This window comes from Klebsiella sp. B345 (assembly GCF_051131735.1).
In the GTDB taxonomy this organism is placed as follows: Bacteria; Pseudomonadota; Gammaproteobacteria; order Enterobacterales; family Enterobacteriaceae; genus Klebsiella.
In genome coordinates this window covers 4144331-4171109 of sequence record NZ_CP180443.1, presented here as the reverse complement: position 1 = coordinate 4171109, position 26779 = coordinate 4144331, and the positions used below count along the sequence as shown (strand labels likewise).

The 26779-nt window shown below is 55.0% G+C and carries 22 protein-coding genes and 1 pseudogene; 15 read left to right on the top strand and 8 right to left on the bottom strand.

Features of this window, described 5'->3' with window-relative positions; genetic code table 11:
- Window positions 1-74: 74 nt before the first annotated feature.
- The 7 genes from ppiD to bolA all read right to left on the bottom strand — a co-directional run bounded on the left by ppiD (window position 75) and on the right by bolA (window position 9533).
- Window positions 75-1949, bottom strand: a complete 1875-nt coding sequence (gene ppiD / locus ACMYSO_RS19570; protein WP_434667000.1) for a peptidylprolyl isomerase — start codon at window positions 1947-1949, stop codon at window positions 75-77.
- A gap of 213 nt (window positions 1950-2162) precedes the next feature.
- Window positions 2163-2435 (bottom strand): nucleoid-associated protein HU-beta, encoded by a 273-nt coding sequence (hupB, locus tag ACMYSO_RS19565; RefSeq protein WP_002444653.1) that lies wholly within the window; start codon window positions 2433-2435, stop codon window positions 2163-2165.
- 207 nt (window positions 2436-2642) lie between these two features.
- On the bottom strand, window positions 2643-4997 hold the full coding sequence (gene lon / locus ACMYSO_RS19560; protein WP_434666998.1) for an endopeptidase La: 2355 nt from the start codon (window positions 4995-4997) through the stop codon (window positions 2643-2645).
- A 184-nt stretch (window positions 4998-5181) separates the two neighbouring features.
- Window positions 5182-6456 carry an ATP-dependent protease ATP-binding subunit ClpX gene (clpX, locus tag ACMYSO_RS19555; protein WP_123755700.1) on the bottom strand — a complete coding sequence of 425 codons (1275 nt, stop codon included), beginning with the start codon at window positions 6454-6456 and terminating at the stop codon, window positions 5182-5184.
- A gap of 132 nt (window positions 6457-6588) precedes the next feature.
- A complete protein-coding gene (clpP, locus tag ACMYSO_RS19550; RefSeq protein ID WP_123755699.1) occupies window positions 6589-7212 on the bottom strand; it encodes an ATP-dependent Clp endopeptidase proteolytic subunit ClpP in 624 nt (207 codons plus the stop codon).
- A gap of 358 nt (window positions 7213-7570) precedes the next feature.
- Window positions 7571-8869 (bottom strand): trigger factor, encoded by a 1299-nt coding sequence (tig, locus tag ACMYSO_RS19545; protein ID WP_434666995.1) that lies wholly within the window; start codon window positions 8867-8869, stop codon window positions 7571-7573.
- Window positions 8870-9215: 346 nt separating this feature from the next.
- Window positions 9216-9533, bottom strand: a complete 318-nt coding sequence (bolA, locus tag ACMYSO_RS19540; RefSeq protein ID WP_123755697.1) for a transcriptional regulator BolA — start codon at window positions 9531-9533, stop codon at window positions 9216-9218.
- A 369-nt stretch (window positions 9534-9902) separates the two neighbouring features.
- Between bolA and ACMYSO_RS19535 the strand changes: the two genes are divergently transcribed.
- The 8 genes and pseudogenes from ACMYSO_RS19535 (at window position 9903) to ACMYSO_RS19500 (ending at window position 17901) form a co-directional block, all read left to right on the top strand.
- Window positions 9903-10481: a lipoprotein gene (locus ACMYSO_RS19535; RefSeq protein ID WP_434587033.1), complete on the top strand. Its 579-nt coding sequence runs from the start codon at window positions 9903-9905 to the stop codon at window positions 10479-10481.
- Window positions 10482-10525: 44 nt separating this feature from the next.
- A complete protein-coding gene (gene ampG, locus ACMYSO_RS19530) occupies window positions 10526-12001 on the top strand; it encodes a muropeptide MFS transporter AmpG (RefSeq protein ID WP_434666992.1) in 1476 nt (491 codons plus the stop codon).
- 479 nt (window positions 12002-12480) lie between these two features.
- Complete coding sequence (gene cyoA / locus ACMYSO_RS19525) at window positions 12481-13428, top strand: cytochrome o ubiquinol oxidase subunit II (protein ID WP_434666989.1); 948 nt, start codon at window positions 12481-12483, stop codon at window positions 13426-13428.
- Between the two features lie 19 nt (window positions 13429-13447).
- Entirely contained in the window at window positions 13448-15439 is a 1992-nt protein-coding gene (gene cyoB, locus ACMYSO_RS19520) for a cytochrome o ubiquinol oxidase subunit I (protein ID WP_434666986.1), read from the top strand.
- Window positions 15429-16040 carry a cytochrome o ubiquinol oxidase subunit III gene (locus tag ACMYSO_RS19515; protein ID WP_434586158.1) on the top strand — a complete coding sequence of 204 codons (612 nt, stop codon included), beginning with the start codon at window positions 15429-15431 and terminating at the stop codon, window positions 16038-16040. Before cyoB ends, ACMYSO_RS19515 begins: the two co-directional genes overlap by 11 nt.
- Window positions 16040-16369 carry a cytochrome o ubiquinol oxidase subunit IV gene (locus ACMYSO_RS19510; RefSeq protein ID WP_132728431.1) on the top strand — a complete coding sequence of 110 codons (330 nt, stop codon included), beginning with the start codon at window positions 16040-16042 and terminating at the stop codon, window positions 16367-16369. The genes ACMYSO_RS19515 and ACMYSO_RS19510 overlap by 1 nt, the downstream gene beginning before the upstream one ends.
- Window positions 16370-16380: 11 nt before the next feature.
- Window positions 16381-17268 (top strand): heme o synthase, encoded by an 888-nt coding sequence (gene cyoE, locus ACMYSO_RS19505; protein ID WP_123755692.1) that lies wholly within the window; start codon window positions 16381-16383, stop codon window positions 17266-17268.
- A 299-nt stretch (window positions 17269-17567) separates the two neighbouring features.
- Window positions 17568-17901, top strand: a pseudogene (locus ACMYSO_RS19500) (hypothetical protein).
- 59 nt (window positions 17902-17960) lie between these two features.
- On the opposite strand, the gene ACMYSO_RS19495 reads toward ACMYSO_RS19500, so the two are convergent.
- A complete protein-coding gene (locus ACMYSO_RS19495; protein ID WP_434666983.1) occupies window positions 17961-18719 on the bottom strand; it encodes an IclR family transcriptional regulator domain-containing protein in 759 nt (252 codons plus the stop codon).
- Window positions 18720-18871: 152 nt separating this feature from the next.
- Between ACMYSO_RS19495 and ACMYSO_RS19490 the strand changes: the two genes are divergently transcribed.
- The 7 genes from ACMYSO_RS19490 (at window position 18872) to ACMYSO_RS19460 (ending at window position 26690) form a co-directional block, all read left to right on the top strand.
- Window positions 18872-19693, top strand: coding sequence for a shikimate dehydrogenase family protein (locus tag ACMYSO_RS19490; RefSeq protein WP_434666980.1), 822 nt, complete (start codon window positions 18872-18874; stop codon window positions 19691-19693).
- The gene (locus ACMYSO_RS19485; protein WP_434666977.1) at window positions 19690-21390 is read left to right on the top strand and encodes an FAD-dependent oxidoreductase; all 1701 of its coding nucleotides are present in this window, start codon (window positions 19690-19692) and stop codon (window positions 21388-21390) included. The genes ACMYSO_RS19490 and ACMYSO_RS19485 overlap by 4 nt, the downstream gene beginning before the upstream one ends.
- The gene (locus ACMYSO_RS19480; protein ID WP_434586163.1) at window positions 21380-21700 is read left to right on the top strand and encodes an NIPSNAP family protein; all 321 of its coding nucleotides are present in this window, start codon (window positions 21380-21382) and stop codon (window positions 21698-21700) included. The genes ACMYSO_RS19485 and ACMYSO_RS19480 overlap by 11 nt, the downstream gene beginning before the upstream one ends.
- 10 nt (window positions 21701-21710) lie before the next feature.
- Window positions 21711-23399 (top strand): FAD-dependent oxidoreductase, encoded by a 1689-nt coding sequence (locus ACMYSO_RS19475; RefSeq protein WP_434666974.1) that lies wholly within the window; start codon window positions 21711-21713, stop codon window positions 23397-23399.
- A gap of 78 nt (window positions 23400-23477) precedes the next feature.
- A complete protein-coding gene (locus ACMYSO_RS19470; RefSeq protein WP_434666971.1) occupies window positions 23478-24296 on the top strand; it encodes a sugar phosphate isomerase/epimerase family protein in 819 nt (272 codons plus the stop codon).
- A gap of 10 nt (window positions 24297-24306) precedes the next feature.
- Window positions 24307-25674 carry an MFS transporter gene (locus ACMYSO_RS19465; protein WP_434666968.1) on the top strand — a complete coding sequence of 456 codons (1368 nt, stop codon included), beginning with the start codon at window positions 24307-24309 and terminating at the stop codon, window positions 25672-25674.
- Window positions 25671-26690 carry a Gfo/Idh/MocA family protein gene (locus tag ACMYSO_RS19460; RefSeq protein ID WP_434666965.1) on the top strand — a complete coding sequence of 340 codons (1020 nt, stop codon included), beginning with the start codon at window positions 25671-25673 and terminating at the stop codon, window positions 26688-26690. Before ACMYSO_RS19465 ends, ACMYSO_RS19460 begins: the two co-directional genes overlap by 4 nt.
- Window positions 26691-26779 lie beyond the last annotated feature (89 nt).

The window sequence follows — 26779 nt, the reverse complement described above, 5'->3', positions numbered from 1 at the left end:
AGAAATGGAAAAGGCCGCGAAAGCGGCCTTTGAGGATTACATCACGTTACTGATTTTTGCGAAGCGTCACGAGATTACTGCTGCTGGTCGATAGTATCGCCAAGCTTAATTTTCGCAGTCTTACGCAGGTTGCTCATCAGCGCTTCGAAAGCAATCTGGGCATTGTTCTGGGTGATACCCTGAACCATCGCGGCTTTCTGCGCTTCCGGCATATCGCCCGGTTTCACCTCGTCCAGCGCCAGCAGAACCACGTTACCTTTCAGATCGCTACCGATACCGTAGGTCGGTTTACCCGGCTGCGGCAACGGCAGTGCAAACGCTGCCTGGCTTAATGGATCCTGACCGGTACGTGCCAGCGTCTGCGCGGAACCGAAGCTTAAACCAGCGGCTTTCAACGCCTCGTCACCTTTGCCGTCTTTCAGCGCCGTCAGCAATTTATCTGCATCCAGTTTCGCCTGCTGTTCAGCTTTGGTGTGCTTCACGATGTCGGTAACCTGATCTTTCACGTCCGCCAGCGGTTTGACCGCTTCCGCTTTATGCTCACTGATACGCAGAACAAATGCGCGATCGCCATCCACGGTGATGATATCGGAGTTGCTGCCCGGTGAACCGTTTTCGCCTACCAGACCACCGTTGAAGATGGCATCAGAAACCGGTTTAAAGTTCAGCTCTTCCGGCAGATTGTCGCGACCAAACCAGCCGGTTTCGCTCACTTTCACGTCCGCAGCCTGCGCCGCGCCTGCCAGCGATTCGTTATCGTTGCTGGCCGCATCGCTTACTTTTTGCTGCAGCGCGTAGTAGGCATCCAGCGCTTTTTCCTGTTTCACTTTCGCCGCGATATCATCACGAACGTCAGCCAGAGGTTTCACTTTCGCCGGCTGAACGTCATCAAGGCGCACAACCAGGAATCCGACAGACGATTTGATCACGCCGGACAGCTGGCCTTTCTCTTTCAGGCCGGCATTTTTCAGCTCCGGCACCGTTGCAGCATCTTCCATCCAGCCCATATCACCGCCATTGCGGGCAGAGATAATGTCGGTAGATTTTTCTTTCGCCAGGGTGGCGAAATCGGTCCCTTTCTTCAGCGCATCCAGAACAGCCTGGGCATCGGCTTCGGTTTTGGTCTGAATCACGCTGTAGCGGTTACGCTGCGGCTGAGTGAACTGATCCTGATGCTGATCATACCAGGACTGGATATCCTGGTCAGAAACGTTCTCCTGCATGCTAGCGGCATCCATTTTGATGTAGCTAACACGGAACTGCTCTGGCGCCATGAAACGCGCCTGATTTTGCTGGTAGTATGCGTCAACTTCCGCATCGGTCACCGTCTGTTTCGCCGCCAGCGCGTTAACATCAATGGTCGCTTCACGCACCACACGCTGCTGCGAAACCAACGCCGCCAGCTCATCGGATTCACCAGTCAACATAAAGTCAGTGCCGGCAATGGCGTTAATCAGCTGCTGCGTGGTCAGCTGGTTACGCAGCGCCTGTGCATACTGGTCGGTGGTCATGCCCATTTGGTTCACGATGCTGCCAAAGCGTTCGTTACTAAATTTACCGTCAGTATGGAAAGCCTGAGTCTGGAAGATCGCTTGCTTGACCTGGGCGTCGCTGACGCTCAGATTCAGTTCGCGGGCATACTGATCCAGCAGGGACTCATCAATCAGACGGTTCAGCACCTGCTGACGCATGGTTTTCATGTAGTTTTCGTTGGCCGCCAGTTCAGAAAACTGATCGCCAAGCTGCTGCTGCATACGATTACGTTCGCTGGCAACGGCATTCTCAAACTGTGAACGACCAATCTCCTGGTCATTAACTTTCGCGGCATAGTTGCTGCTGCCGCCAATCAGGTAACCACTTACCCCGGTCAATATGAACGAGACAATGATGATACCGAAAATAATCTTGAGCACGACGCTGTTCGCGGCCGTGCGTAGGTTGTCCATCATGGTGTAACAACGCTCCGCTGTAGATGACTTTAGCTCGCGCAGCATAGCACGTGATGGCTGCCGCGCGTGAGGACCTATTTTGACAAGAAAATGGGGTGATTGTCAGCCCACAAGTGCGCATAAACACACATAAAGTCGAGTTCTGGACAAAGAAAAAAGGCACATCTCGCGATGCGCCCTTGTATTTCGTCACCTTCCCTGACGGGAACTTGATCAGTTTACTGCGTCTTTCAGCGCTTTACCGGCACGGAAACCCGGAACTTTAGCGGCGGCAATGGTAATTTCTTTACCGGTTTGCGGGTTGCGGCCAGTACGGGCAGCGCGCTCTTTTACCGCAAAGGTACCAAACCCAACCAGCGCAACATCATCCCCAGCTTGCAGAGATTCAGTAACAGAAGCAATTAAAGCATCTAACGCACGTCCGGCTGCAGCTTTAGAAATGTCCGCACCCGCAGCAATTTTGTCAATCAGTTGAGATTTATTCACTGTTCTCTTCCTCTCTTTATAATTTATATCGCACCAGAATCCTTCGTGGTGCGACCGCGCAGCAGTTATATCAGGACTGTCATGCCCTTACAACAGAGTTGTAGATGACCCCCTGCCAGCGATCTAAGTTAGCTATACAAAAAAAGGCTGGCAAGTACGATTTTACTTCCCAGCCCCACTTTTCTTAACGCTATTTGCGCGAAATCACTATTTTGTGGTGACGATCTGCATGCCAAAAGGCTCATTCTGCAACGCAAGTGTCAGAACTTCTTCGATTCGTTTCACCGGATGAATGTTTAAATCAGCGATAACGTTGTCAGGAATTTCTTCCAGATCGCGTTTATTTTCATCAGGAATCAGAACAGTCTTAATGCCACCTCGATGCGCTGCCAGCAGTTTTTCCTTCAGACCACCGATCGGCAGTACCTGGCCGCGCAGGGTAATTTCCCCGGTCATCGCGACATCGGCACGTACCGGATTCCCGGTCAGGCAGGAGACCAACGCGGTGCACATGGCAATACCGGCACTCGGACCATCTTTCGGCGTTGCCCCTTCAGGAACGTGGACGTGAATGTCGCGTTTTTCGTAGAAATCCGAGTTAATACCCAGTTTATCCGCACGAGAACGCACCACCGTCAACGCCGCCTGAATAGACTCTTGCATCACTTCACCCAACGAACCGGTGTAGGTCAGCTTGCCTTTACCCGGCACGCAGGCGGTTTCAATGGTCAGCAGATCGCCGCCCACTTCCGTCCACGCCAGACCGGTAACCTGGCCAACACGATTTTCGCTATCCGCACGACCGTAGTCGTAGCGCTGCACGCCGAGGAAATCATGCAGGTTTTCGCCATTAATCGTGATGTGCTTCAGGGTCTTATCCAGCAGCAGTTGTTTAACCGCTTTACGGCACAGCTTGGAAATTTCACGCTCCAGTCCACGCACGCCAGCTTCACGAGTGTAATAGCGAATAATCCCAACAATCGCGCTGTCCTCAACGGTCAGCTCGCCTTTTTTCAGCGCATTACGCTCGATCTGTTTTGACAGCAGGTGGCGTTTGGCAATATTCAGTTTTTCATCTTCGGTGTAACCGGACAGACGAATCACTTCCATACGATCCAGCAGCGGCGCTGGAATGTTCATGGAGTTAGAGGTTGCCACGAACATGACATCGCTGAGGTCGTAGTCCACTTCCAGATAATGGTCGTTAAAGGCCACGTTTTGTTCTGGATCCAACACCTCCAGCAGCGCCGAAGCCGGATCGCCGCGCATGTCAGAAGACATTTTATCGATCTCATCAAGCAGGAACAGCGGGTTTTTAACGCCCACTTTCGCCATTTTCTGGATCAATTTGCCCGGCATGGAACCAATGTAGGTACGACGATGGCCGCGAATTTCCGCTTCATCACGCACGCCGCCCAGCGCCATACGCACGTACTTACGTCCGGTGGCTTTGGCGATGGATTGGCCCAGAGAGGTTTTACCCACCCCCGGCGGCCCTACCAGGCATAGAATCGGCCCTTTGAGCTTGTTCACGCGGCTCTGCACTGCAAGATACTCAAGGATACGATCCTTCACGCGCTCAAGGCCGTAATGGTCAGTATCGAGGACTTCCTGAGCCTGGCGCAGATCTTTTTTGACTTTGCTGCGCGCATTCCACGGCACCTGCACCATCCAGTCGATATAGCCACGTACGACGGTCGCTTCCGCCGACATCGGTGACATCATCTTCAGTTTTTGCAGTTCCGCTTCGGTTTTTTCTTTTGCCTCTTTCGGCATTTTCGCCGCGTCGATCTTACGCTTCAGCGCTTCGTTCTCGTCCGGGGCGTCGTCCATCTCGCCGAGCTCTTTCTGGATGGCCTTCATCTGCTCATTCAGATAATACTCACGCTGAGATTTCTCCATCTGCTTTTTCACACGGTTGCGAATACGCTTCTCAACCTGCAGCAGATCGATTTCCGATTCCATCATCGCCATCAGATATTCCAGACGTTCGTTGATGTCGGACATCTCGAGGACGGACTGCTTATCGGCCAGCTTCAGCGGCATGTGGGCAGCGATGGTGTCGGCCAGACGTGCAGGATCGTCGATGCTGTTGAGCGACGTCAGCACTTCTGGCGGGATTTTTTTGTTCAGCTTGATGTAGCCTTCAAACTGACTAATCGCGGTGCGCACCAGTACTTCCTGCTCGCGCTCTTCGATTGCTGGCGATTCGAGATACTCCGCTTTAGCAGAGAAATGCTCGCCGTTGTCAGATAACGCAGAAATACGCGCGCGCTGCAGGCCTTCAACCAGCACTTTGACGGTGCCATCAGGCAGCTTCAACATCTGTAAAATTGACGCCACGGTCCCGACGGTGAAAAGATCATTTACACCCGGCTCATCCGTCGAAGCTTCTTTCTGCGCAACCAGCATGATTTTTTTATCATGGTCCATAGCCGCTTCAAGACAACGGATAGATTTTTCCCGCCCTACAAACAGGGGTATGACCATGTGCGGATAAACCACCACATCGCGCAACGGCAATACGGGGATTTCAATGCGTTCAGAACGCTCAGGATTCATAGAGCTCTCTCTTAGTTTAAAGTCCGCCAGGTAGCCAGCGGCACGACCTTCCATCGCGACGCTGTTAATATGTAAACCAGTATATGGGGATGTATTCCACACATTCAACGGCAGGAATGCAGGAAAAATAAAAGGGGAGATAAAATCCCCCCTTTTTGGTTAACTGCTTGAGCAATTTGGTGAATTATTCACCAGATGCTTGTTGTGCTTCCGGTTTACCGTAGATCAGCAGCGGCTTGCTTTGGCCATCAATCACCGAAGCGTCAATCACCACTTTTTCGACGTCATCCATCGACGGCAGATCGTACATGGTATCCAGCAGTGCGGCTTCAACGATTGAACGCAGGCCACGGGCGCCGGTTTTACGCGCCATCGCTTTTTTAGCGATCGCATCCAGCGCTTCATCACGGAACTCCAGCTCCGCACCTTCCAGATTGAACAACGCCTGATACTGTTTGGTCAGGGCATTCTTCGGCTCTTTCAGGATCTGGATCAGCGCGTCCTCGCTCAGCTCGTTCAGGGTCGCTACGACCGGCAGACGGCCGATGAACTCAGGAATAAGACCAAATTTGATCAGATCTTCCGGCTCAACCTGGGACAGCAGCTCGCCTTCGCTGGCTTTGTCGGATTTCGCCTTCACCGTCGCGCCGAAACCAATACCAGAGCCGGTTTCAACGCGGTGGGAGATGACCTTATCCAGACCGGCAAACGCCCCGCCGCAGATAAACAGAATCTTGGAGGTATCAACCTGCAAGAATTCCTGCTGCGGATGCTTGCGGCCACCCTGCGGCGGCACAGCAGCCACGGTACCTTCGATCAGCTTCAGCAGCGCCTGCTGCACGCCTTCCCCTGATACATCACGGGTGATCGACGGGTTATCGGATTTACGAGAAATCTTGTCGATTTCATCGATATACACGATACCGCGCTGTGCTTTCTGCACGTCGTAGTCGCATTTCTGCAACAGTTTTTGAATGATGTTTTCGACGTCTTCACCCACGTAACCGGCTTCAGTCAGGGTGGTGGCGTCCGCCATCGTAAACGGAACATCCAGCAGGCGCGCCAGCGTTTCGGCCAGCAGCGTTTTACCGGAGCCGGTCGGCCCGATCAGCAGAATGTTACTTTTACCCAGCTCAACGCCGTTGCTGGTGTCACCATTGCGCAGACGTTTGTAGTGGTTGTAGACCGCGACGGCCAGCACCTTTTTCGCCGGTTCCTGGCCGATAACATAATCGTCCAGATGGTGGCGAATTTCGTGCGGCGTCGGCAGCGCACTGCGCTCGCGATGCGGCGCAACTTCTTTAATCTCTTCGCGAATGATGTCGTTACATAAGTCAACGCATTCGTCGCAGATATACACGGATGGCCCGGCGATCAGCTTACGCACTTCATGCTGGCTTTTGCCGCAAAAAGAGCAATACAACAGTTTGCCCGATCCATCTTTGCGTTTATCTGTCATGAGTCCAAACCTCTTATTAAGTTCTTTGTGCCGCACACGACGACGCAAATGCCATTCTCAGGCGCAAGCCGCTCATCAGCGTTGTGCCGCCTTACTCCAGACAAGTATAGCGGCACCCTCACGCCAGGGGCATCAATTACGATGGGTCAAAATGGAATCGACCAGGCCGTATTCCACCGCTTCAGAGGCGGAAAGGAAACGATCACGCTCGGTGTCGGTCTCAATCTGCTCCAGGGATTTACCCGTATGGTGTGCCATCAGTTCATTCATCCGACCCTTCACTTTCAGGATCTCACGGGCGTGAATCTCGATATCCGTCGCCTGACCCTGATAGCCGCCCAGCGGCTGGTGGATCATGACGCGAGAGTTCGGCAGGCAGAAACGCTTGCCTTTTGCCCCTGCGGTTAACAGGAAGGCGCCCATTGAACACGCCTGGCCCATACAAATGGTGCTCACGTCAGGCTTGATGAACTGCATGGTGTCGTAAATCGACATCCCGGCGGTGATCACCCCGCCCGGAGAGTTAATGTATAAATAAATGTCTTTTTCCGGGTTTTCTGCTTCCAGAAAAAGCATCTGCGCCACAATCAGGTTCGCCATGTGGTCTTCCACCTGGCCGGTCAGAAAGATGACGCGTTCCTTGAGCAGACGGGAATAGATATCAAAAGAACGTTCACCGCGCGAGGTCTGTTCAATGACCATCGGCACCAGGGCCATATGGGGTGCAAAGTTATCTCGTTCGCCACTGTATGACATTTCCGTCTCCTGGATAAAATTTGAATAAACCTGCCGCACTGATTGTAACCTTATGGACGGATTATCAGCCAGAGCCTTCTACCCGTCATCGCTCAAATTAGCTGGATATCAGACGAATGCCGGCAACCTGAACCATTCTGGGAAATCACGTGTCGTCATTATGCATGATTTCACATGTGCAGTTTCGTCTCCTCGTAATGGGGACGATGCAATCATAATTCAAGCATAACAAGCTTTTGTCGTAACGCTATCATTGATATCGCGTTTTCGCACTCATCCTGAGGCTATCGTTGCGATAAAAAAAACCCGCGCCTCTCGGCAACGGGTTTTACCTGAACGTTAAACCTGGTAGGCGAAATTACGCCTGCTGGTTCATCAGTTCGTTGAAGGTGGTGGCTTTTTCAGACACTTTGGCTTTTGCCAGAACGGCTTCAACAGCCTGCTCTTCCAGCGCAACGTTACGCATGTTGTCCATCAGTTCGTTGTTTTTGCTGTAGAACTCAACAACTTCTTTCGGATCTTCGTAAGCGGAAGCCATCTCTTCGATCAGGCCTTTAACGCGCTCTTCGTCAGCTTTCAGCTCGTTGGTACGAATAACTTCGCCCAGCAGCAGACCAACAACAACGCGGCGTTTAGCCTGCTCTTCAAACAGTTCGCGCGGCAGTTCCAGCGCCTGGTTCTCGTTGCCACCAAAACGCTGAGCAGCCTGACGACGCAGAACGTCGATTTCGCTGTCGATCAGTGCAGCCGGGACATCGATGTCGTTAGCCTTGACCAGACCTTCGATAGCCTGAGACTTCACGCGGTTACGCACGGCGCCTTTCAGCTCGCGATCCATGTTTTTACGCACTTCAGCGCGCAGACCTTCTACGGAACCATCTTCAACGCCGAAACGTTTGATGAATTCAGCAGTCAGTTCCGGCAGCTCACGCTCTTCAACTTTTTTCAGGTTGATGACGAATTTAGCTGCTTTACCTTTCAGGTTTTCTGCGTGGTATTCTTCCGGGAAGGTCACGTCGATAGTGAACTCTTCGCCAGCTTTGTGACCTTTGATGCCGTCTTCAAAGCCCGGGATCATACGACCCTGACCCATTGCCAGTACGAAGTCAGTCGCTTTGCCGCCTTCGAACTCTTCGCCGTCAACAGAACCGGTGAAGTCAACGGTGACGCGATCTTCTGCATCAACAGCGCCATCTTTGTCTTTCCAGTTAGCCTGCTGCTTACGCAGAGTGTCCAGCATGGTGTCGACGTCAGCTTCGGTCACTTCAACAACCGGTTTTTCAACTTCGATTGCTTCCAGACCCTGCAGCTCAACTTCCGGGTAAACTTCGAATTCTACCGCGTAGGTGAAGTCTTCACCCAGCTTGTATTCGCCTGGAACGTAGTTCGGCGCACCGGCCGGATTGATTTTCTCTTTGATGATAGCGTCAACGAAATGACGGCTCATCAGGTCACCCAGCACGTCCTGGCGAACGGATGCGCCATAACGCTGAGCAACAACATTCATCGGCACTTTCCCTTTACGGAAGCCGTCAATGCGAACTTTTTTCGCCACGTTGACCAGCTCGCTTTTGACAGCATTCTCGATGCTGTCAGCGGCGATAGTAATCGTTACACGGCGCCCAAGGCCCTGAGTGGTTTCAACTGAAACTTGCATCTTGTTACCTCAAAAAAATCACAGTGCTCGGTCAACTCTGGAAGCGCGTGTCAGTGGCTTCGCAGAACCGGGATGCCCTCTTCAAATCAGAAACACATTCCCTGTCGTCAGAATCATCCCGAAGACATTCATAATATAAGACGCGGCATTATAGCGGCATCACTTTTGTGAGTCGAGAACGGTTGTCGCCCACTGCTGCGGCATTTTTCACATTTCCCGCGCAAATTTGCCTTAAAAAGTGCCCACTGAGCACATTTTAAGGCAAAACAAAACGGCCCGTAGGCCGTTTTTGGATAAATCTTCACGCAACATACTGGAAAAGCTCCGGCAGTTGCAAATGCGATTTCTAGGCGATGCTTCCTGCTCCGCGACAAGGAGGAGACGCAAAGATAGTGTCCTGAAGCCCTTCCCACTCTTTAATCGTATAGGTATGCAACGCCAGCGCGTGCACGGTGCTCGACAGTTCCTCGGTCAACGTACCGTAAATCATCCGGTGACGATTAAGGAAACGCTCGCCGGTAAAACGATCGCTAACCAGCACCACTTTAAAATGACTTTCAGAACCCGCAGGCACATTGTGGCGATAGCTTTCATCCACGACTTCGAGATACACCGGGTCGAACGCTGCTCTAAGTTTTGCTTCGATCTGCTCACGTATCATCATGAATTTTCTCCTCCGACAACGCTGAGATGCCGCCATTCCTTTTAAATGTTAGCCGCTTTTACCGCTTCCATTAGGGGAAAACAACAAAAAATTAGCATTCTTCTTATATTTTCATTCAAAAGTATTTAGTTTACTCACTGTTGACGCCAGAACGCCCGCCAGGATCGCGATAAAAATGGGTAAAGGTCATAAAACAGACAACTCGATGAAATTACATGCGTTGCCACTTCCCCTCGCCGTTGGCAATGTTATGATGGCGGGAATCTTTCTCAATTACCCGACATAACTTGATCTACAGTAACAGCCGCTAACGCCCCTGTAGCATCAAATATGACGAGTAAAACCACCCCCTGCGTTGAGACCCTGAACATGTTTAAGAAAATTCTTTTTCCTTTGGTCGCGCTGTTTATGCTGGCAGGATGCGCTACGCCACCGACCACCATCGATGTATCGCCGAAAATGAGCCTGCCACAGCAGGATCCGAGCCTGATGGGCGTAACCGTCAGCATTAACGGCGCTGACCAGCGTCCGGACCAGGCGCTGGCAAAAGTGACGCGCGATAACCAGCAGGTCACGCTGACCGCCTCCCGCGATCTGCGTTTCCTGCTGCAGGAAGTGCTTGAAAAACAAATGACCGCTCGCGGTTATATGATCGGGCCGAACGGTGCCGTTGACCTGCAAATCATCGTCAACAAACTGTATGCCGATGTCTCCCAGGGTAACGTGCGTTACAACATCGCCACCAAGGCCGATATTGCGATTATCGCTACTGCCGCCAACGGCACCAAGATGACCAAAAATTATCGCGCCAGCTATTCTGTTGAAGGCGCCTTCCAGGCCTCTAACCAGAACATTGCTAATGCTGTCAACAGCGTCCTGACCGATACCATCGCCGATATGGCGCAGGACACCAGCATTCACGATTTCATCAAGCAAAACGCACGTTAATCTGTTGGTAAACCCGGCCTCGCGCCGGGTTTACGCTATAAGCCATGTCTAATCATTATTTACGCATTTTTCAGCAGCCTAAATCAGCTATCCTGCTGATTCTCGGTTTTGCTTCTGGTTTACCGCTTGCTTTGACCTCAGGCACGCTTCAGGCGTGGATGACCGTTGAAAATATCGATCTGAAAACCATCGGTTTCTTCTCTCTTGTTGGCCAGGCTTACGTCTTTAAGTTTCTCTGGTCGCCATTAATGGATCGCTACACGCCGCCGTTCCTTGGCCGGCGCCGCGGCTGGCTCCTGACCACACAATGCCTGCTGTTGATTGCCATTGCGACGATGGGATTCCTTGAACCCGCGACTCAGTTGCGCTGGATGGCTGCCCTGGCAGTGGTTATCGCCTTCTGTTCTGCGTCCCAGGATATTGTCTTCGACGCCTGGAAAACCGATGTTCTTCCGGCAGAAGAGCGTGGTACCGGCGCAGCGATTAGCGTACTGGGCTATCGCTTAGGGATGCTGGTTTCTGGCGGACTGGCGCTGTGGCTGGCCGATCGCTGGCTGGGCTGGCAGGGCATGTACTGGCTGATGGCCGCGCTGCTGATCCCCTGCATTATTGCCACGTTGCTGGCACCGGAGCCGAGCGACGTCATTCCGGTCCCGAGGAGCCTCGAGCAGGCCGTCGCGGAGCCGTTGCGCGATTTCTTCGGACGCAACAACGCCTGGCTGATTCTGTTGTTGATCGTCCTTTATAAGCTCGGCGATGCTTTCGCCATGAGTCTGACCACGACCTTCCTGATCCGCGGCGTCGGTTTCGATGCTGGGGAAGTCGGGATGGTAAATAAAACGCTGGGCCTGTTCGCCACAATCGTCGGCGCGCTGTACGGCGGCGTATTAATGCAACGCCTCACCCTGTTCCGCGCCCTGCTCATTTTCGGGATCCTACAGGGCGTATCAAATGCCGGTTACTGGCTGCTGTCGATAACGGACAAACATCTGTACTCAATGGCGACGGCGGTCTTTTTCGAAAACCTGTGCGGCGGTATGGGAACGGCGGCGTTTGTCGCACTATTAATGACGCTGTGCAATAAATCTTTTTCCGCCACTCAGTTTGCCCTCTTGTCAGCGCTGTCAGCGGTCGGGCGTGTCTATGTTGGGCCGATTGCCGGCTGGTTTGTTGAAGCCCATGGTTGGCCAACGTTTTATCTGTTCTCAGTATTTGCGGCGGTGCCCGGTATCCTGCTGCTGCTGCTGTGCCGCAGCACCCTGGAACATACCCAACGCAGCGGAACCTTCTTGCCGCGCACGGAATATGCTCAGACCTACAGGCTGGCGCTGCTGATCCTCGCCCTCGGAACATTGATGTTGGGAATATGGCTGCTGCTATTGGTGCTGAATGCGCTGGATTTCACCGCATTTTCATTCCTGCCAGGCTTGCTGGAAGTGGCGGCGCTGACTGCCGTCGGCGGCATCCTGCTCGGTAGCCTTCTCGATTATCTGGCGCTGCGCAAGACGGCGCTGATTTAATGTCCAGGTCTGCCTAATAAACCGTTGTAGTTACTCAACGTAATTATAACGGTTTATTAACGATCCTATATTTTCCATTTTTCATTTGTTGTTTTGTGCGCTTAACATTTTCGGAAATTATTGACAACTTTTATTCAAAACATTAAATAATTTAACCGATTCAGCAAAAGTGGTTTAATATTCCCGTGGCACAATGTCTTTTATTTGATAATTAATTGTTAAACATTTGTTTTATTTTGCTGGTGTTTATACTCATTAACCTATAAACCCATCCATTTTTATCGCATTCTTCATAGATCCTACGTATATCGGGCTTTGCAAGCGATGTCGTCATACCCAGTTACATATGTGACAAAGCAAGCAGAACCCACTAACACGGAACTGACACTGCTCCAATCATGTTTACAGTAATGCAACCTTCCCGTAAAATGCCCGCACACTTTAAGCGCCACCAGATTCCGTGGAATTGAGGTCGTTCAATGAGACTTAGGAAATACAATAAAAGTTTGGGATGGATGTCATTAATCGCAGGTACTGTATTACTCAGTGGTTGTGATTCTGCGCTCCTTGACCCAAAAGGACAGATTGGACTGGAGCAACGTTCTTTGATACTGACGGCCTTTGGCCTGATGATGATTGTCGTTATTCCCGCCGTCTTAATGGCAGTAGGATTTGCCTGGAAGTATCGTGCGAGCAATAAAGATGCGAAGTATAGCCCGAACTGGTCACACTCCAACAAAGTTGAAGCGGTGGTCTGGACGGTTCCTATTCTGATTATCCTGTTCCTGGCCGTTCTGACCTGGAAAACCACGCACGCGCTTGAGCCAAGCAAACCGCTTGCTCACGAAGAGAAACCGATCGTCATCGAAGTCGTTTCGATGGACTGGAAATGGTTCTTTATTTATCCGGAACAGGGTATTGCTACCGTCAACGAAATCGCCTTCCCGGCGAACGTACCGGTACACTTTAAAGTGACCTCCAACTCCGTGATGAACTCGTTCTTTATCCCACGTTTAGGCAGCCAGATTTACGCAATGGCCGGGATGCAGACTCAACTGCACCTGATCGCGAACGAAGCTGGTACTTATGACGGTATCTCCGCAAGCTATAGCGGCCCGGGCTTCTCAGGTATGAAGTTCAAAGCTATCGCCACGCCGGATCGTGCAACCTTCGATCAGTGGGTAGCGAAAGCAAAACAGTCAGCGAACGCAATGGATTCCATGGCGACCTTCGACAAACTGGCTGCGCCTAGCGAATACAACAAAGTGGAATACTTCTCTGACGTGAAACCTGATTTGTTCAAAGATGTTGTTAACAAATTTATGTCTCACGGTAAGAGCATGGAGATGTCCCACCCGGAAGGCGAGCACGCAGCGCACGAAGGAATGGAAGGCATGGACATGAGCCACGCGGAAACCGCTCACTAAGGGGCCGAGGAAGAAAACGATGTTCGGAAAACTTACACTGGATGCAGTGCCCTACCATGAACCTATTGTCATGGTTACGGTGGCTGCCATTATCATCGGTGGTGCGGCCTTACTGGCCTTAATCACTTACTTCGGTAAGTGGTCCTACCTTTGGAATGAGTGGCTGACTTCGGTTGACCACAAACGACTTGGTATCATGTATGTCATCGTAGCAATCGTGATGTTGCTGCGTGGCTTTGCTGACGCCGTTATGATGCGTAGCCAGCAGGTGCTGGCCTCGGCCGGGGAAGCAGGATTCCTGCCGCCTCACCACTACGACCAGATCTTTACCGCCCACGGCGTTATCATGATCTTCTTCGTAGCGATGCCGTTTGTTATCGGTCTGATGAACCTCGTGGTTCCACTGCAGATCGGTGCGCGTGACGTAGCCTTCCCGTTCCTCAACAACCTGAGCTTCTGGTTCACCGTTGTCGGTGTGATTCTGGTTAACCTGTCTCTGGGCGTCGGTGAGTTCGCACAGACCGGTTGGCTGGCCTATCCGCCGCTGTCGGGAATTGAGTACAGCCCGGGTGTCGGGGTCGATTACTGGATCTGGGCACTTCAGCTCTCCGGTATTGGTACTACGCTGACCGGTATTAACTTCTTCGTGACGATTATCAAGATGCGTGCCCCTGGCATGACCATGTTCAAGATGCCGGTATTTACCTGGGCATCTCTGTGCGCCAACATCCTGATTATCGCCTCCTTCCCAATTCTGACCGTCACCATCGCGCTGCTGACCCTGGATCGCTATCTGGGCACCCATTTCTTTACCAACGATATGGGTGGCAACATGATGATGTACATCAACCTGATTTGGGCCTGGGGCCATCCGGAAGTGTATATCCTGGTTCTGCCGGTATTCGGTGTTTTCTCCGAAATCGCTGCAACCTTCTCGCGTAAACGTCTGTTTGGCTACACCTCGCTGGTGTGGGCAACCGTGTGTATTACCGTCCTGTCGTTCATCGTCTGGCTGCACCACTTCTTCACCATGGGTGCTGGCGCAAACGTAAACGCCTTCTTCGGTATTACCACTATGATTATCGCCATCCCGACCGGGGTGAAGATCTTCAACTGGCTGTTTACCATGTATCAGGGTCGTATCGTCTTCAACTCCGCAATGCTGTGGACGATTGGCTTTATCGTGACCTTCTCAGTAGGTGGTATGACCGGCGTACTGCTGGCGGTACCGGGCGCAGACTTCGTTCTGCACAACAGCCTGTTCCTGATTGCCCACTTCCATAACGTTATTATCGGTGGTGTGGTATTTGGTTGCTTCGCTGGCCTGACCTACTGGTGGCCAAAAGCCTTCGGCTTTACCCTGAACGAAACCTGGGGTAAACGCGCGTTCTGGCTGTGGATCATCGGCTTCTTCGTTGCATTTATGCCGCTGTACGTTCTGGGCTTCATGGGTATGACCCGTCGCCTGAGCCAGCAGATTGACCCGCAGTTCCACCCGATGCTGGTTGTTGCAGCTTGTGGTGCAGCGCTGATTGCCTGCGGTATCCTGTGCCAGCTGATTCAGTTCTACGTTTCTATCCGCGACCGCGATCAGAACCGTGACCTGACCGGTGACCCATGGGGCGGCCGTACGCTGGAGTGGGCAACCTCTTCTCCTCCGCCGTTCTACAACTTCGCTATTGTTCCGCAGATTCACGAGCGCGATGCGTTCTGGGAAATGAAAGAAAAAGGCGAAGCGTATAAGAAACCAGCCGGCTATGAAGAAATTCACATGCCGAAAAACAGCGGCGCGGGCATCGTTATTGCCGCCTTCGCAACGGTGTTTGGTTTCGCAATGATCTGGCACATCTGGTGGTTGGCGATTGCAAGCTTCGTCGGCATCCTGGTGACCTGGATTATTAAGAGCTTTGACGAGGACGTGGATTACTACGTGCCGGTTGCAGTAGTCGAGAAACTGGAAAATCAGCATTTCGACGAGATTAACAAAGCAGGGCTGAAAAATGGCAACTGATACTCTTGCGCATAACGCCCACGCGCACGAACACGGGCACCATGATACAGGACCGATGAAAGTCTTCGGTTTCTGGATCTACCTGATGAGCGACTGCATTATCTTCGCCACGCTGTTTGCTACCTATGCCGTTCTGGTGAACGGCACGGCGGGCGGACCGACCGGCAAAGATATTTTCGAACTGCCGTTCGTACTGGTTGAAACCGCGCTGCTGCTGTTCAGCTCCATCACCTACGGCATGGCGGCTATCGCCATGTACAAAAACAACAAGAGCCAGGTTGTTTCCTGGCTGGCGCTGACCTTCCTCTTCGGGGCAGGGTTCATCGCGATGGAAATCTATGAATTCCATCACCTGATTGTTGAAGGTATGGGCCCGGATCGTAGCGGCTTCCTGTCAGCGTTCTTCGCGCTGGTCGGTACCCACGGTCTGCACGTGACTTCCGGTCTGATCTGGATGGCAGTTCTGATGGTACAGGTTTCTCGTCGCGGCCTGACCCCAACTAACCGCACCCGTATCATGTGCCTGAGTCTGTTCTGGCACTTCCTGGACGTAGTGTGGATCTGCGTGTTCTCGGTTGTTTATCTGATGGGGGCAATGTAATGAGTCATTCTAGCGATCATAACGGCGCTTCTCACGGCAGCGTAAAGAGCTACATGACAGGCTTCGTCCTGTCGATCATTCTGACGGTGATTCCGTTTGCGATGGTCATGAGTGGCTCCGCATCGCATGCGGCTATTCTGGGGACCATCCTGGTCACTGCTGTTGTGCAGATTGTCGTACACCTGGTGTACTTCCTGCACATGAACAGCAAGTCTGACGAGGGTTGGAACCTGACCGCATTTATCTTCACCGTAATCATCATTGCAATCGTAGTGGTAGGCTCCATCTGGATTATGTGGAACCTGAACTACAACATGATGATGCACTAAGAGCGGCGAGTATGTTTAAGCAATACCTGCAAGTCACGAAACCTGGCATCATTTTTGGCAACCTGATCTCCGTGATCGGCGGTTTCCTTTTGGCCTCCAAAGGCCACATCGACTATCCGCTGTTTGCATGGACACTCCTTGGAGTGTCCCTGGTGGTCGCCTCGGGTTGTGTATTCAACAACTACATCGACCGTGACATCGATCGTAAGATGGAGCGGACGAAAAACCGGGTGCTGGTCAAAGGGTTGATCTCGCCACCAGTTTCGCTGGTATACGCCACCTTGCTGGGTATTGCTGGCTTTATGCTCCTGTGGTTCGGCGCTAATCCACTGGCCTGCTGGCTGGGGGTGATGGGGTTCGTGGTTTATGTCGGCGTCTACAGCCTGTACATGAAACGCCATTCCGTTTACGGCACGCTGATTGGCTCACTCTCCGGCGCTGCGCCGCCGGTGATTGGCTACTGTGCGGTCACCGGTAATTTTGACAGTGGCGCGGCGATTCTGCTGGCGATCTTCAGCCTCTGGCAGATGCCTCACTCTTACGCCATCGCGATTTTCCGCTTCAAGGATTATCAGGCGGCGAACATTCCGGTCCTGCCGGTAGTGAAAGGCATCTCCGTGGCGAAAAACCACATCACGCTGTACATCGTGGCCTTTGCCGTCGCCACGCTGATGCTCTCTCTGGGCGGTTACGCCGGGTATAAATACCTGGTCGTGGCAGCCGCGGTGAGCGTCTGGTGGCTGGGCATGGCCCTGCGCGGTTACAAAGTGGCGGATGATAAAGTCTGGGCGCGTAAGCTGTTCGTCTTTTCCATCGTCGCCATTACCGCCCTGTCGGTCATGATGTCCGTCGACTTTATGGTGCCTGATTCACACAGTCTGCTGGCCTACGTCAGATAAGATTGCATAAGTCATCGCTAAACAGCCCCCGCTCGCAAGACCGGGGGCTGTTTTTTTTATTCACCAATATGAATCCCCTCTCCGATCAGCGCTCTCTTCGGGCAAAAAATCACCAATATCATTTCATATTTATGAAGACCAATATGAATGTTTCGCTGAAATGTTCATATAAAAATGATCAAAAAATCAACACCTACACCCGCCTAATATTTTGCCGCGATGTTAGTCTTCCGTTGTGAGCGCATTGCTCACCTATCAGGGTCCGTTAAATACATGATCCGTTAAATAAAGGAATATAAATGAAAGAGTTAACTATTAGCGAAATGGAATACGTTTCTGGTGGTTTTAATCTGGTGAACGCGGCTTCTGGCTTTACAAACTTTGTGGTCAACTCCGCACGTGGGTTCGCGGATTTTACCGCCACATCAGGAACATCTTTCTCCACCTTCGTGGTGAGCAGCGCAGGGGAATTCGGGCAATTTTGTTACCGGTCAGTCTAACTGGAACACCTTTGTTTCCATCGGACGTGACAACTGGAACACCTTTGTCAGCACGGCATCAAACAGCTGGTCAACTTTCGTGACAAATGCGGGGAATGACTGGAACAACTTTATTACCAGCGCTAACGCGTAATACCCCGGGCAGGCTAACAACCTGCCCGTTTTTTACCTCATTTGCTGTAAGCATGATACTTAGCCCACCAGCATCGCCTGTGCGCTGTAAAGCAAATCGAGATGGTCACGACACAGCGCCTCAAGAGAGGTCCGTGACTGATGCGAGGTCAGGCTCAACGCCCCCCAGTAGGCCCCTTCCCTGTCGGATAACGGTACCGCCAGCACCAGCATGCCAATTTCAAACTCTTGTTCGATGGTTGCATAACCCTGACGCCGCACCGCCGCAATCCGTTCCATCAGCGTCGGCACATCCGTCACCGTATAGGGTGTGCGTTGTTCACGTTTGATCCGCTGCAGAATTGTTTCACACTCCTCTTCCGGTAACGAGGCCAGCCACAATCTTCCCCCGGCAGTACAGAATATCGGCACCCGCTCCCCTAACCGCACCGAGGTCGAATTAAACGGGGTATGTTTGCTGCGCGCAATATAGACCAGTTCATCTTCGTCAATCACCCCCACCGAAGCGTGTTCCTCCGTCCGGCTGGCAATGTACTCCACGATCGGTCGCACCATCCGCGGAAACTGTGCCGAATCAACATAGGCCTGCCCCAAACGCAGCGCTTTCGGCGTCAGCCAATAGTATCGGCCATCGGTCTGCAGATAACGCTCGTGGAGTAAGGTCAGTAGAAAACGCCGGGCGGCACTCTGGGTCAGGCCGCTCATTTTCGCCGCCTGAGGTACGCTCAGCCGGGGGAAATCTTTGGAAAAAAGCTGGATCAATGCCAGCCCCTTTTGCAGGCCGACAATCAAATCACGTGGATGTATGGTGTTTTGCATATTGGCTCACATTTCTGCAACATTGACATCGATTCACTGCGATTATCGCAGTGGTGGTGCGATTAACAACCAATACGTCCGAATTCTGCGTTGTCGCTCTCAGGTTCCACTGAAATACTTTCACAACATTCATTTAACAAATGAGGTTTGAAATGGTCAGTGGATTCACGCAGGTCGTCGCCGTTATCGGCCATCCGATTACCCAGGTAAAATCGCCGGAGAACTTCAACCGCTATTTCGCTGACCAGCAGATGGACAGCGTGATGATCCCGGTGGATATCGCCCCCGAGTCGGTGGCTGACTATCTGCAGGCGCTGCGCGGCTGGCAAAACATGAGCGGCGTACTGGTTACCGTGCCGCACAAACAGCGCGCCGCCGCGCTGGTTGATGAGCTCACGCCCCGCGCCCGCCACCTCAACGCCGTCAATGTGGTACGCAAGCTGGCGGATGGCCGTCTGCAGGGCGATATGCTGGACGGCGTTGGCTTCGCCCTTGCCGCTGACGCTCACGGCTTTCAGGCGGCGGGAAAAAGCGCGCTGCTTTCCGGCTGCGGCGGCGTCGGGAGCGCTATTGCATGGGGGTTGTGCGAAGCCGGCATCCGCCAGTTGGCGCTGCACGACCAGAACCCGGCCACCTTGCAGCTGCTGCATAACCGCCTCGCCACCCACTTCCCTGAGGTGATCCTCACCCCCCTGCCCGAGACCCTGAGCGGCATTGATTTGCTGGTGAACGGTTCTCCGGCGGGAATGGCCAATTTCGATCCGCTGCCTCTGCCGCAGCCCCTGCTGGAGACGCTCGACGCGACAACCCACGTCGCCGACGTCGTCACCGCCCCGGTGATGACGCCCCTGCTGACCTTTGCCAAGGCACGCGGTTGCATAGTCCAGACCGGGCCGGAAATGGCGCTGGCGCAAATGCAGCTGATGGGGCAGTTCATCGGCGCGATCCCGCAGGCGCAAGGAGCCGCGGCATGAACAACTGGGACGTGATTGTCATCGGCAGTGGCGCCGGCGGGTTTGCTGCCGCCGTCACCGCCTGCTGCCAGGGGCTGTCGGTGCTGATGCTGGAAAAAGCGCCACAGTTCGGCGGCACCTCGGCAATTTCCGGCGGCGCAGTGTGGATCAACGATACCGACCAGGCGCGGGCACAGGGCAAAAGCGGCACCGCTGAGGAGATCAAAACCTATCTGAAGACCATTATCGGTGAACAGCATTACCGCCCGGAGATCGTCGAGGCGTTTGTTGCTTCCGGTCGCGAGGCGCTGGCCTATCTCGAGCAAGAGGGTGCAGTAAAGTACAGCCTGCGCCCGCTCTCACCGGACTATTACCCTGATGAACCCGGCGCAGTCGATACCGGACGCGCGCTGGAAGTGGTCGAGTATGACGGCCGCCTGCTCGGCGAGCGCTTTCGCGATCTCCGCGCGCCGCCGCCGGGCATGCTGTTGTTTGGCGGCATGATGGTGAACCGCGTTGATATTCAGCATTTCCTCGATATGCGCCGCTCGCTACGCTCGTTATCGCACTGCACAAAGCTGCTGCTGCGCTACGGCCGCGACCGCCTCAAACATCATCGCGGCACCCGCCTGGCGATGGGCAACGCGCTGATTGCCCGCATGGCAACCGTGGCACTGCGCAAAGGCATGACGCTGCGCCTGAACGTCAACGTCCTGTCCCTGGTGGAGCAAGATGGTGCCGTCACCGGTGTCACCATTGAGCACAACGGGCAACAGGAGACGCTGCTGGCTCGCCGTGGTGTGGTGCTGGCCGCCGGCGGGTTTGCCGCCGGGCAACTGGCGGCGCAATACCGCCCGCATACCCGCGAGCACTACTCGATGTCGCCCGCTGCCAACGACGGGGCCGCATTGCGTCTCGCCAGCACGGTCAACGCGCAGGAAGGCGCCGATCTACCCTCTAACTTTTTCTGGGCGCCGGTCTCGGTGCTGCGTCACGCCGACGGTCGCGAAGAACGCTTCCCGCACCTGGTCACCGACCGGGCCAAGCCGGGCGTCATCGCCGTCAACCAGCGCGGGAAACGCTTCGTCAATGAATCGAACTCGTATCACCACTTTGCCAGCGCCATGCAAAGCCATCCCGATAACGCCCCGTGCTTCATGATTGGCGATGCGCAGGCGATGAAACGCTACGGGCTGGGCCTGGCGCGCCCGGCCCCGGTCAACAACGACGCGCTGGTAAAAGCCGGTTATCTGCATAAAGCGGACTCGCTTGCCGGGCTAGCGCAGCAGTTGGGGATCGACGCACAAACCCTGGTCGATACCGTCTCCCGTTACAACCGCGACGCCACCCAGGGTCAGGACCGGGAATTCGCCAAAGGCGGCAACAGCTATAACCGGGCGATGGGCGATCCGGGGCACCAACCCAACGCCTGTAACGCACCACTGGTCAACGCTCCGTTTTATGCCATCACCCTGTATACCGGCGATTTGGGCACTTCACGCGGTCTGGTCACTACCGAAAATGCCCAGGTCGTCAATCAGCACAACCAGCCGATCCCCGGCCTTTATGCCGTCGGCAACGATATGGATTCCATGATGGCGGGAACCTATCCCGGCCCCGGGATCACGCTCGGCCCGGCGCTAACCTTCGGCTACCTTTCAGCCCGCCATATGGCACACCACACCTCATCATCAACAGGAGAACATCATGATCTATGAAAAACGCACCTACACCATCAACCCGTTAAAAATGGCCGACTGGCTGGCGCTGTATAAAAGCGATGCCTACGCCGTACAGACCGAGCACCTGGGCACCCTGATCGGCTTTTTCTTCACCGAAATCGGCGTGGTCAATCAGGTGGTGCATATCTGGGCTTACGAGAGCCTCGACGATCGCCTGGTTCGCCGCGGGCGCATGGCGCAGGACGATCGTTGGCTGACCTTCTCGCGCAAAAACCGTGAACTGGCAGCCGTTGAGCGGCTGGAGTCGGTGCTGCTGCGCCCCGTTGATTTTTCACCACTGCAATAAGGGGCCGGAGATGAGCGGGCATAAAAAGGTGGATGTGCTGGTCGTTGGCTCCGGTGCCGCGGGGCTTGCTGCCGCGGTAACCGCTGCCCTCAACGGCGCCAGCGTGCTGCTGACGGAAAAGGAGTCGGTGATTGGCGGCACCAGCGCCTGGTCGGGCGGCTGGCTGTGGATCCCGCATAATCCGCTAGCCCGTGAAGAGGGTATTCACGAGGATGACGACGCACCGTTGACCTATTTACAGCATGAAATGGGCGGACAGCCCGCCGATGCCCGCCTGCTCAACTTCCTGCAGTATGGCCCGGAGATGATTGACTTCTTCCGCCGCCATACCGCGGTGCAGTTCCTCTCCGGTAGCAAAATGCCCGACTTTCACTCTTCCCCGGGCTACGCTCAGGGCGGACGTTCGGTGACGGCGCAACCCTACGACGGACGCCAACTGGGCGACTGGCTGCATCGCCTGCGCCCGCCGCTGGAAACCATCAGTCTTGCTGGCATGGGCATCGCCGGCGGCGCCGATATGGCGCACTTTTTTAACGCGACTCGTTCACCACGATCGGCGCTGTATGCCACCCGGCGTCTGCTGCGCCACGGTTGGCAACGGTTGCGCGCCGGGCGCGGGCAACATCTGGTTAACGGCAACGCGCTGATGGCGCGTCTGCTGCGCTCAGCGCTCGATGCCGGCGTCACCATGATGTTGAATGCCCCGGTGGTGCGACTGCTGACCACCGCTGACGGCGTCAACGGTGCGGTGCTGCGTACTGATGACAGTGAGATGACGGTTCACGCCAGCAAGGTGATCCTTGCCTGCGGCGGGTTCCCTCACGATCGCCAGCGTCTGGCGCAGCATGTTCCGCACGCCGCGGATGGTTATGGTCACTTCTCCGCCGCCCCGCCGGGCAATCAGGGCGAGGGGATTCGCCTCGGGGAGTCGGTCGGCGGTCAGTTCGACACCACGCTGCATCATGCTATGGCCTGGGCGCCGGTCTCCCGGGTGACCCTCGCCAGCGGGCTGCAGCTGGTCTTCCCACATCTGGTCGAACGGGCGAAACCAGGGTTTATCGCCGTCCTGCCCGACGGCACGCGCTTCACCAACGAAGCCGACTCTTATCATGACTTTATCGCCGCGCTGCTGGCCGCCACCCCGGCGGGTGAACAGCCACACGCGTGGCTTATCGCCGACAGCCTGGCCCTGCGCCGTTACGGTCTGGGCCATGCGCGGCCGTTTCCCTTTTCACCGAAGGCATGGCTGCGCACGGGCTATCTCCGCACGGCGGATACGCTGGCCGGGCTGGCGGAGCAATGCGCCATTGATGCCGGAAAACTGACCGCCACGGTGGCCCGCTTTAATACTTTCGCCACCCAAGGCGAAGACCCGGAGTTCCAACGCGGTGCCTCGGCCTACAACCGGGCGCAGGGTGATGCCAGCCATCCGCATCATCCGACGCTCGGGCCGCTGACCCAGGCCCCGTTTTATGCCGTGCGTATTCTGCCCGGTTCACTGGGCTCGTTTAGCGGGCTGAAAACCGATGAACAGGCACGGGTTCTCGATGCGCAGCAGCAACCCATTTCAGGCCTGTATGCCATTGGTAACGATATGTCGAGCGTGATGCAGGGTTACTACCCCAGCGGCGGTATCACCCTAGGCCCGGCGATGACCTTTGGCTATCTGGTCGGTAAAAACTGGCAGCAAACACAATAAAAAACCTAATAAACAACATCTTACCAGGGACAGCAGTACACATAACAACAATCACCTGTAACTGTACCGGAGCCTTTTATGAACATGCGTACCCTGTCACTCGCCGCCCTCACCGTGCTCGACGTTCCGCCCCCGGAACAGGTGCGGATCGCGGCAAAAACCGGTTTTACCCACGTCGGCCTGCGCCTGCTTCCCGCCACGCCGACCGATCCTGACTACGATATGCTCGGCGATACCGCCACCGTGCGCAGCACGCTGGCGGCGTTAATGGAGACCGGTATCCAGGTATCGGACGTTGAAATCCTGCGACTGACTCACGACTTTGCGATCGATGCACGGCTGAACTGTTTTCTCGAAACCGCCGCACGGCTGGGAGCCCGCCAGGTGCTGGTGGCCGGCAACGACGACAACCTGACGCGCAGTGCGCAGAACCTTGCCGCGCTCGCAGAAGCGGGCCAGCCCTACGGGTTAACCATGAATCTGGAGCCAATGCCGTGGACCCAACTACGCACCCTCGCCGATGCCCAACGGCTGATTGCCGCCAGCGGGCGTTCGGACGTCGGTATTCTGGTTGACGCCATCCATTTCTGGCGCGCCGGAGAGTCGCTCTCCAGCCTCGCTACCCTGCCGCCGTCATGCCTCAACTATATGCAGCTGTGCGATGCCCCAGCGCAGATCCCCGATAACGAACAAGAGTTAATCCGCCAGGCGCGGTCCGCACGCAACGTCCCGGGCGAAGGCGGACTGGATCTGCACGGTCTGATGTCCGCGCTGCCGACCACCTTGCCGGTATCGCTGGAAGTGCCGTTAAGCGGTGACCAGGGCGCATTGCCTGCCCTCACCCGCGCACAGTTACTGTTCAACGCCGCGCAGGCTTACCTGCGTCCCTGCGCATAAGGAAAAGCCGATGACACAGACCCAACGCCTGGATGTCAGAGAGTTAATCAACCGCAACCCGCTCAGCCGCTTTCAGAAACTGGTGGTTTTCTTAGGCTTCTGCGTGATTGCCCTCGATGGTTTTGATATTGCGATCATGGGGTTTATCGCCCCAACGCTGAAACATGAATGGGGAGTCAGCAACTATGAGCTCGGTTTTGTCATTAGCGCCGCGCTGATTGGCCTGGCGCTGGGGGCGATGTTGTCCGGGCCACTCGCCGACTGGCTGGGGCGCAAAAAAATCATCATCAACAGCGTCTTTTTCTTCGGCTTCTGGACCATTGCCACTGCTTTTTCCCACAACATCGAACAGATGATTTTCTTCCGCTTTATGACCGGGCTGGGTCTGGGCGCGGCTATGCCCAATATCGGCACTCTGGTGTCGGAATATGCCCCTGAACGCCAGCGTTCTTTTCTGATTACGGTGATTTTTTGCGGGTTTACCTTCGGCGCTGCCGCGGGCGGGTTTTCCGCCTCGTGGCTGATCCCGCAGTTTGGCTGGCATTCGCTGATGGCGCTCGGCGGGATCCTGCCGCTGCTGTTCGCGCCGGTGCTAATCTGGTTGCTGCCGGAGTCGGTGCGTTTTCTGGTGGTCAAAGGCGCCCCCGCGGCGCGTATCCGCAAGATCCTGCAGCAGCTCTATCCGGGGCAGATCGCCGATGATGCCGAATTCACTCTCCCGACCCAGCCCGTTCACCGCAGCGCTATGCGCCTTGTTCTCTCTCGCCAGTATCGCCTCGGTTCCATGATGCTGTGGCTGGTCTATTTTATGGGGCTGTTTCTGGTCTATATCCTCGGCAGCTGGCTGCCGACGCTGGTAAAAGAGGTTGGACTGACCGTCAGCCAGGCGGCCATCATGACCGCCATTTATCAGGCCGGCGGCACCGTCGGTTCCCTGTTTGCCGGATGGCTGATGGACCGCATTAACCCGCATCGGGCGCTGGGGTTGATTTATGCCATCGGCGGCCTGTTTACCATGGCGATGGGCTATGCCGCAGCCAGCTTTACGCTGTTGTGCTTGCTGGCTTTTGTCAGCGGGGCCTGCCTTAACGGCGCCAATACCGGCATGAACGCGCTTTCCGCTCGCTACTACCCGACCCAGGCACGCGCCACCGGCTCCAGCTGGATGCACGGCGTTGGCCGGATCGGCGCGATCCTCAGCGCCTTTGCCGGCGCAGAGATGATGGCGCTGAATTTCAGCTTCGAACACGTGTTCTTAATTCTCGGGATACCGGCGGCGTTAACCGTGATTGGGCTACTCATCAAAGGGCTGTTTGCCACGGATGCCGATGCGCAACCCGCCTCCCCTTCTTCTCCCTCACTGAGGAGCTTGTCGTGAGCAAAATAGGTCTTGCCGTTATCGGCGCGGGTGCCATCGGGCGCAAACATATTGCGGTGATCCGCAACAATCCGCAGGTGGAGCTTGTGGCCCTCGCCGACCCTTCGCCGCAGGCACAGGCGCTAGCGCAGTCTCTGGACGTCCCGTGGTATGACAACGTGGAGGCCATGCTGGAAACCGCGCGGCCTCAGGGCGTCATTAATGCCACACCCAACAAACTGCATGTCCCCTGCGCCCTCGCCTGTATTGAACGTGGGATCCCGGTGCTGGTTGAAAAGCCGGTCGCCGACTCTCCGGCAGGCGCCAGAGCGCTGGTTGATGCCGCCGCGCACCATCAGGTGCCGGTACTGGTGGGCCATCACCGGCGGCATAACGCGCTTATCGCCGCCGCTAAGGCGCTGATTGACGGCGGCCAGTTGGGCCGCATCGTCAGCGTCTCCGCGCACTGGATTTTGCAAAAGCCTGACGACTATTTTGATGTCGCCTGGCGACGCGAGCCCGGTGCCGGGCCGCTGCTGGTCAACCTGGTACATGATATTGACCTGATGCGCTATCTGTTCGGTGAAATCGAGCAGGTGCAGGCCTTTACGTCTCACGCCGTACGGCAGTTCGCCAATGAAGACAGCGCGGTGGTTAACCTGCGTTTTATCAGCGGAGCGCTGGGTAGTGCGGTGCTTACCGACAGCGGCGTCGGCCCGTGGAGCTGGGAGATGAACTCCGGGGAAAATGCCATCTACGCCCACACTCCGGAAAACTGCTATCTGATTTCCGGCACCCTCGGCGCGCTGGCGATCCCGCAGATGCAGTGGTGGCGCTACGGCGAAGAGCGCGGCTGGCTCCATCCGCTGCAGAGCGACCGGCTAAGCGTCGAGGCTATCGATCCGTTCGAGCTGCAGCTGCGCCACTTTATCCGGGTGATCGCCGGTGAGGAGCAACCGCTGATCGATGCTGCTGACGCACTTCGGTCACTGGAGGTGATTGCCGCCATTCAACAGGCGGCAAGCGAAGCAGCCTGATCCGATACAGGTACAGCCGTCCGCTGTACCTGTTTTTTCATCCGCTGACCACAGGAAAAAAGAAAATAAATTTCAATAAATTTTAAAAT

Bases quoted from the DNA above. Each gene is read 5' to 3' on its own strand.
- ppiD (WP_434667000.1), bottom strand. From the start codon at position 1,949: ATGATGGACAACCTACGCACGGCCGCGAACAGCGTCGTGCTCAAGATT.
- lon (WP_434666998.1), bottom strand. From the start codon at position 4,997: ATGAATCCTGAGCGTTCTGAACGCATTGAAATCCCCGTATTGCCGTTG.
- clpX (WP_123755700.1), bottom strand. From the start codon at position 6,456: ATGACAGATAAACGCAAAGATGGATCGGGCAAACTGTTGTATTGCTCT.
- clpP (WP_123755699.1), bottom strand. From the start codon at position 7,212: ATGTCATACAGTGGCGAACGAGATAACTTTGCACCCCATATGGCCCTG.
- tig (WP_434666995.1), bottom strand. From the start codon at position 8,869: ATGCAAGTTTCAGTTGAAACCACTCAGGGCCTTGGGCGCCGTGTAACG.
- bolA (WP_123755697.1), bottom strand. From the start codon at position 9,533: ATGATGATACGTGAGCAGATCGAAGCAAAACTTAGAGCAGCGTTCGAC.
- ACMYSO_RS19535 (WP_434587033.1), top strand. From the start codon at position 9,903: ATGTTTAAGAAAATTCTTTTTCCTTTGGTCGCGCTGTTTATGCTGGCA.
- ampG (WP_434666992.1), top strand. From the start codon at position 10,526: ATGTCTAATCATTATTTACGCATTTTTCAGCAGCCTAAATCAGCTATC.
- cyoA (WP_434666989.1), top strand. From the start codon at position 12,481: ATGAGACTTAGGAAATACAATAAAAGTTTGGGATGGATGTCATTAATC.
- cyoB (WP_434666986.1), top strand. From the start codon at position 13,448: ATGTTCGGAAAACTTACACTGGATGCAGTGCCCTACCATGAACCTATT.
- ACMYSO_RS19515 (WP_434586158.1), top strand. From the start codon at position 15,429: ATGGCAACTGATACTCTTGCGCATAACGCCCACGCGCACGAACACGGG.
- ACMYSO_RS19510 (WP_132728431.1), top strand. From the start codon at position 16,040: ATGAGTCATTCTAGCGATCATAACGGCGCTTCTCACGGCAGCGTAAAG.
- cyoE (WP_123755692.1), top strand. From the start codon at position 16,381: ATGTTTAAGCAATACCTGCAAGTCACGAAACCTGGCATCATTTTTGGC.
- ACMYSO_RS19495 (WP_434666983.1), bottom strand. From the start codon at position 18,719: ATGCAAAACACCATACATCCACGTGATTTGATTGTCGGCCTGCAAAAG.
- ACMYSO_RS19490 (WP_434666980.1), top strand. From the start codon at position 18,872: ATGGTCAGTGGATTCACGCAGGTCGTCGCCGTTATCGGCCATCCGATT.
- ACMYSO_RS19485 (WP_434666977.1), top strand. From the start codon at position 19,690: ATGAACAACTGGGACGTGATTGTCATCGGCAGTGGCGCCGGCGGGTTT.
- ACMYSO_RS19480 (WP_434586163.1), top strand. From the start codon at position 21,380: ATGATCTATGAAAAACGCACCTACACCATCAACCCGTTAAAAATGGCC.
- ACMYSO_RS19475 (WP_434666974.1), top strand. From the start codon at position 21,711: ATGAGCGGGCATAAAAAGGTGGATGTGCTGGTCGTTGGCTCCGGTGCC.
- ACMYSO_RS19470 (WP_434666971.1), top strand. From the start codon at position 23,478: ATGAACATGCGTACCCTGTCACTCGCCGCCCTCACCGTGCTCGACGTT.
- ACMYSO_RS19465 (WP_434666968.1), top strand. From the start codon at position 24,307: ATGACACAGACCCAACGCCTGGATGTCAGAGAGTTAATCAACCGCAAC.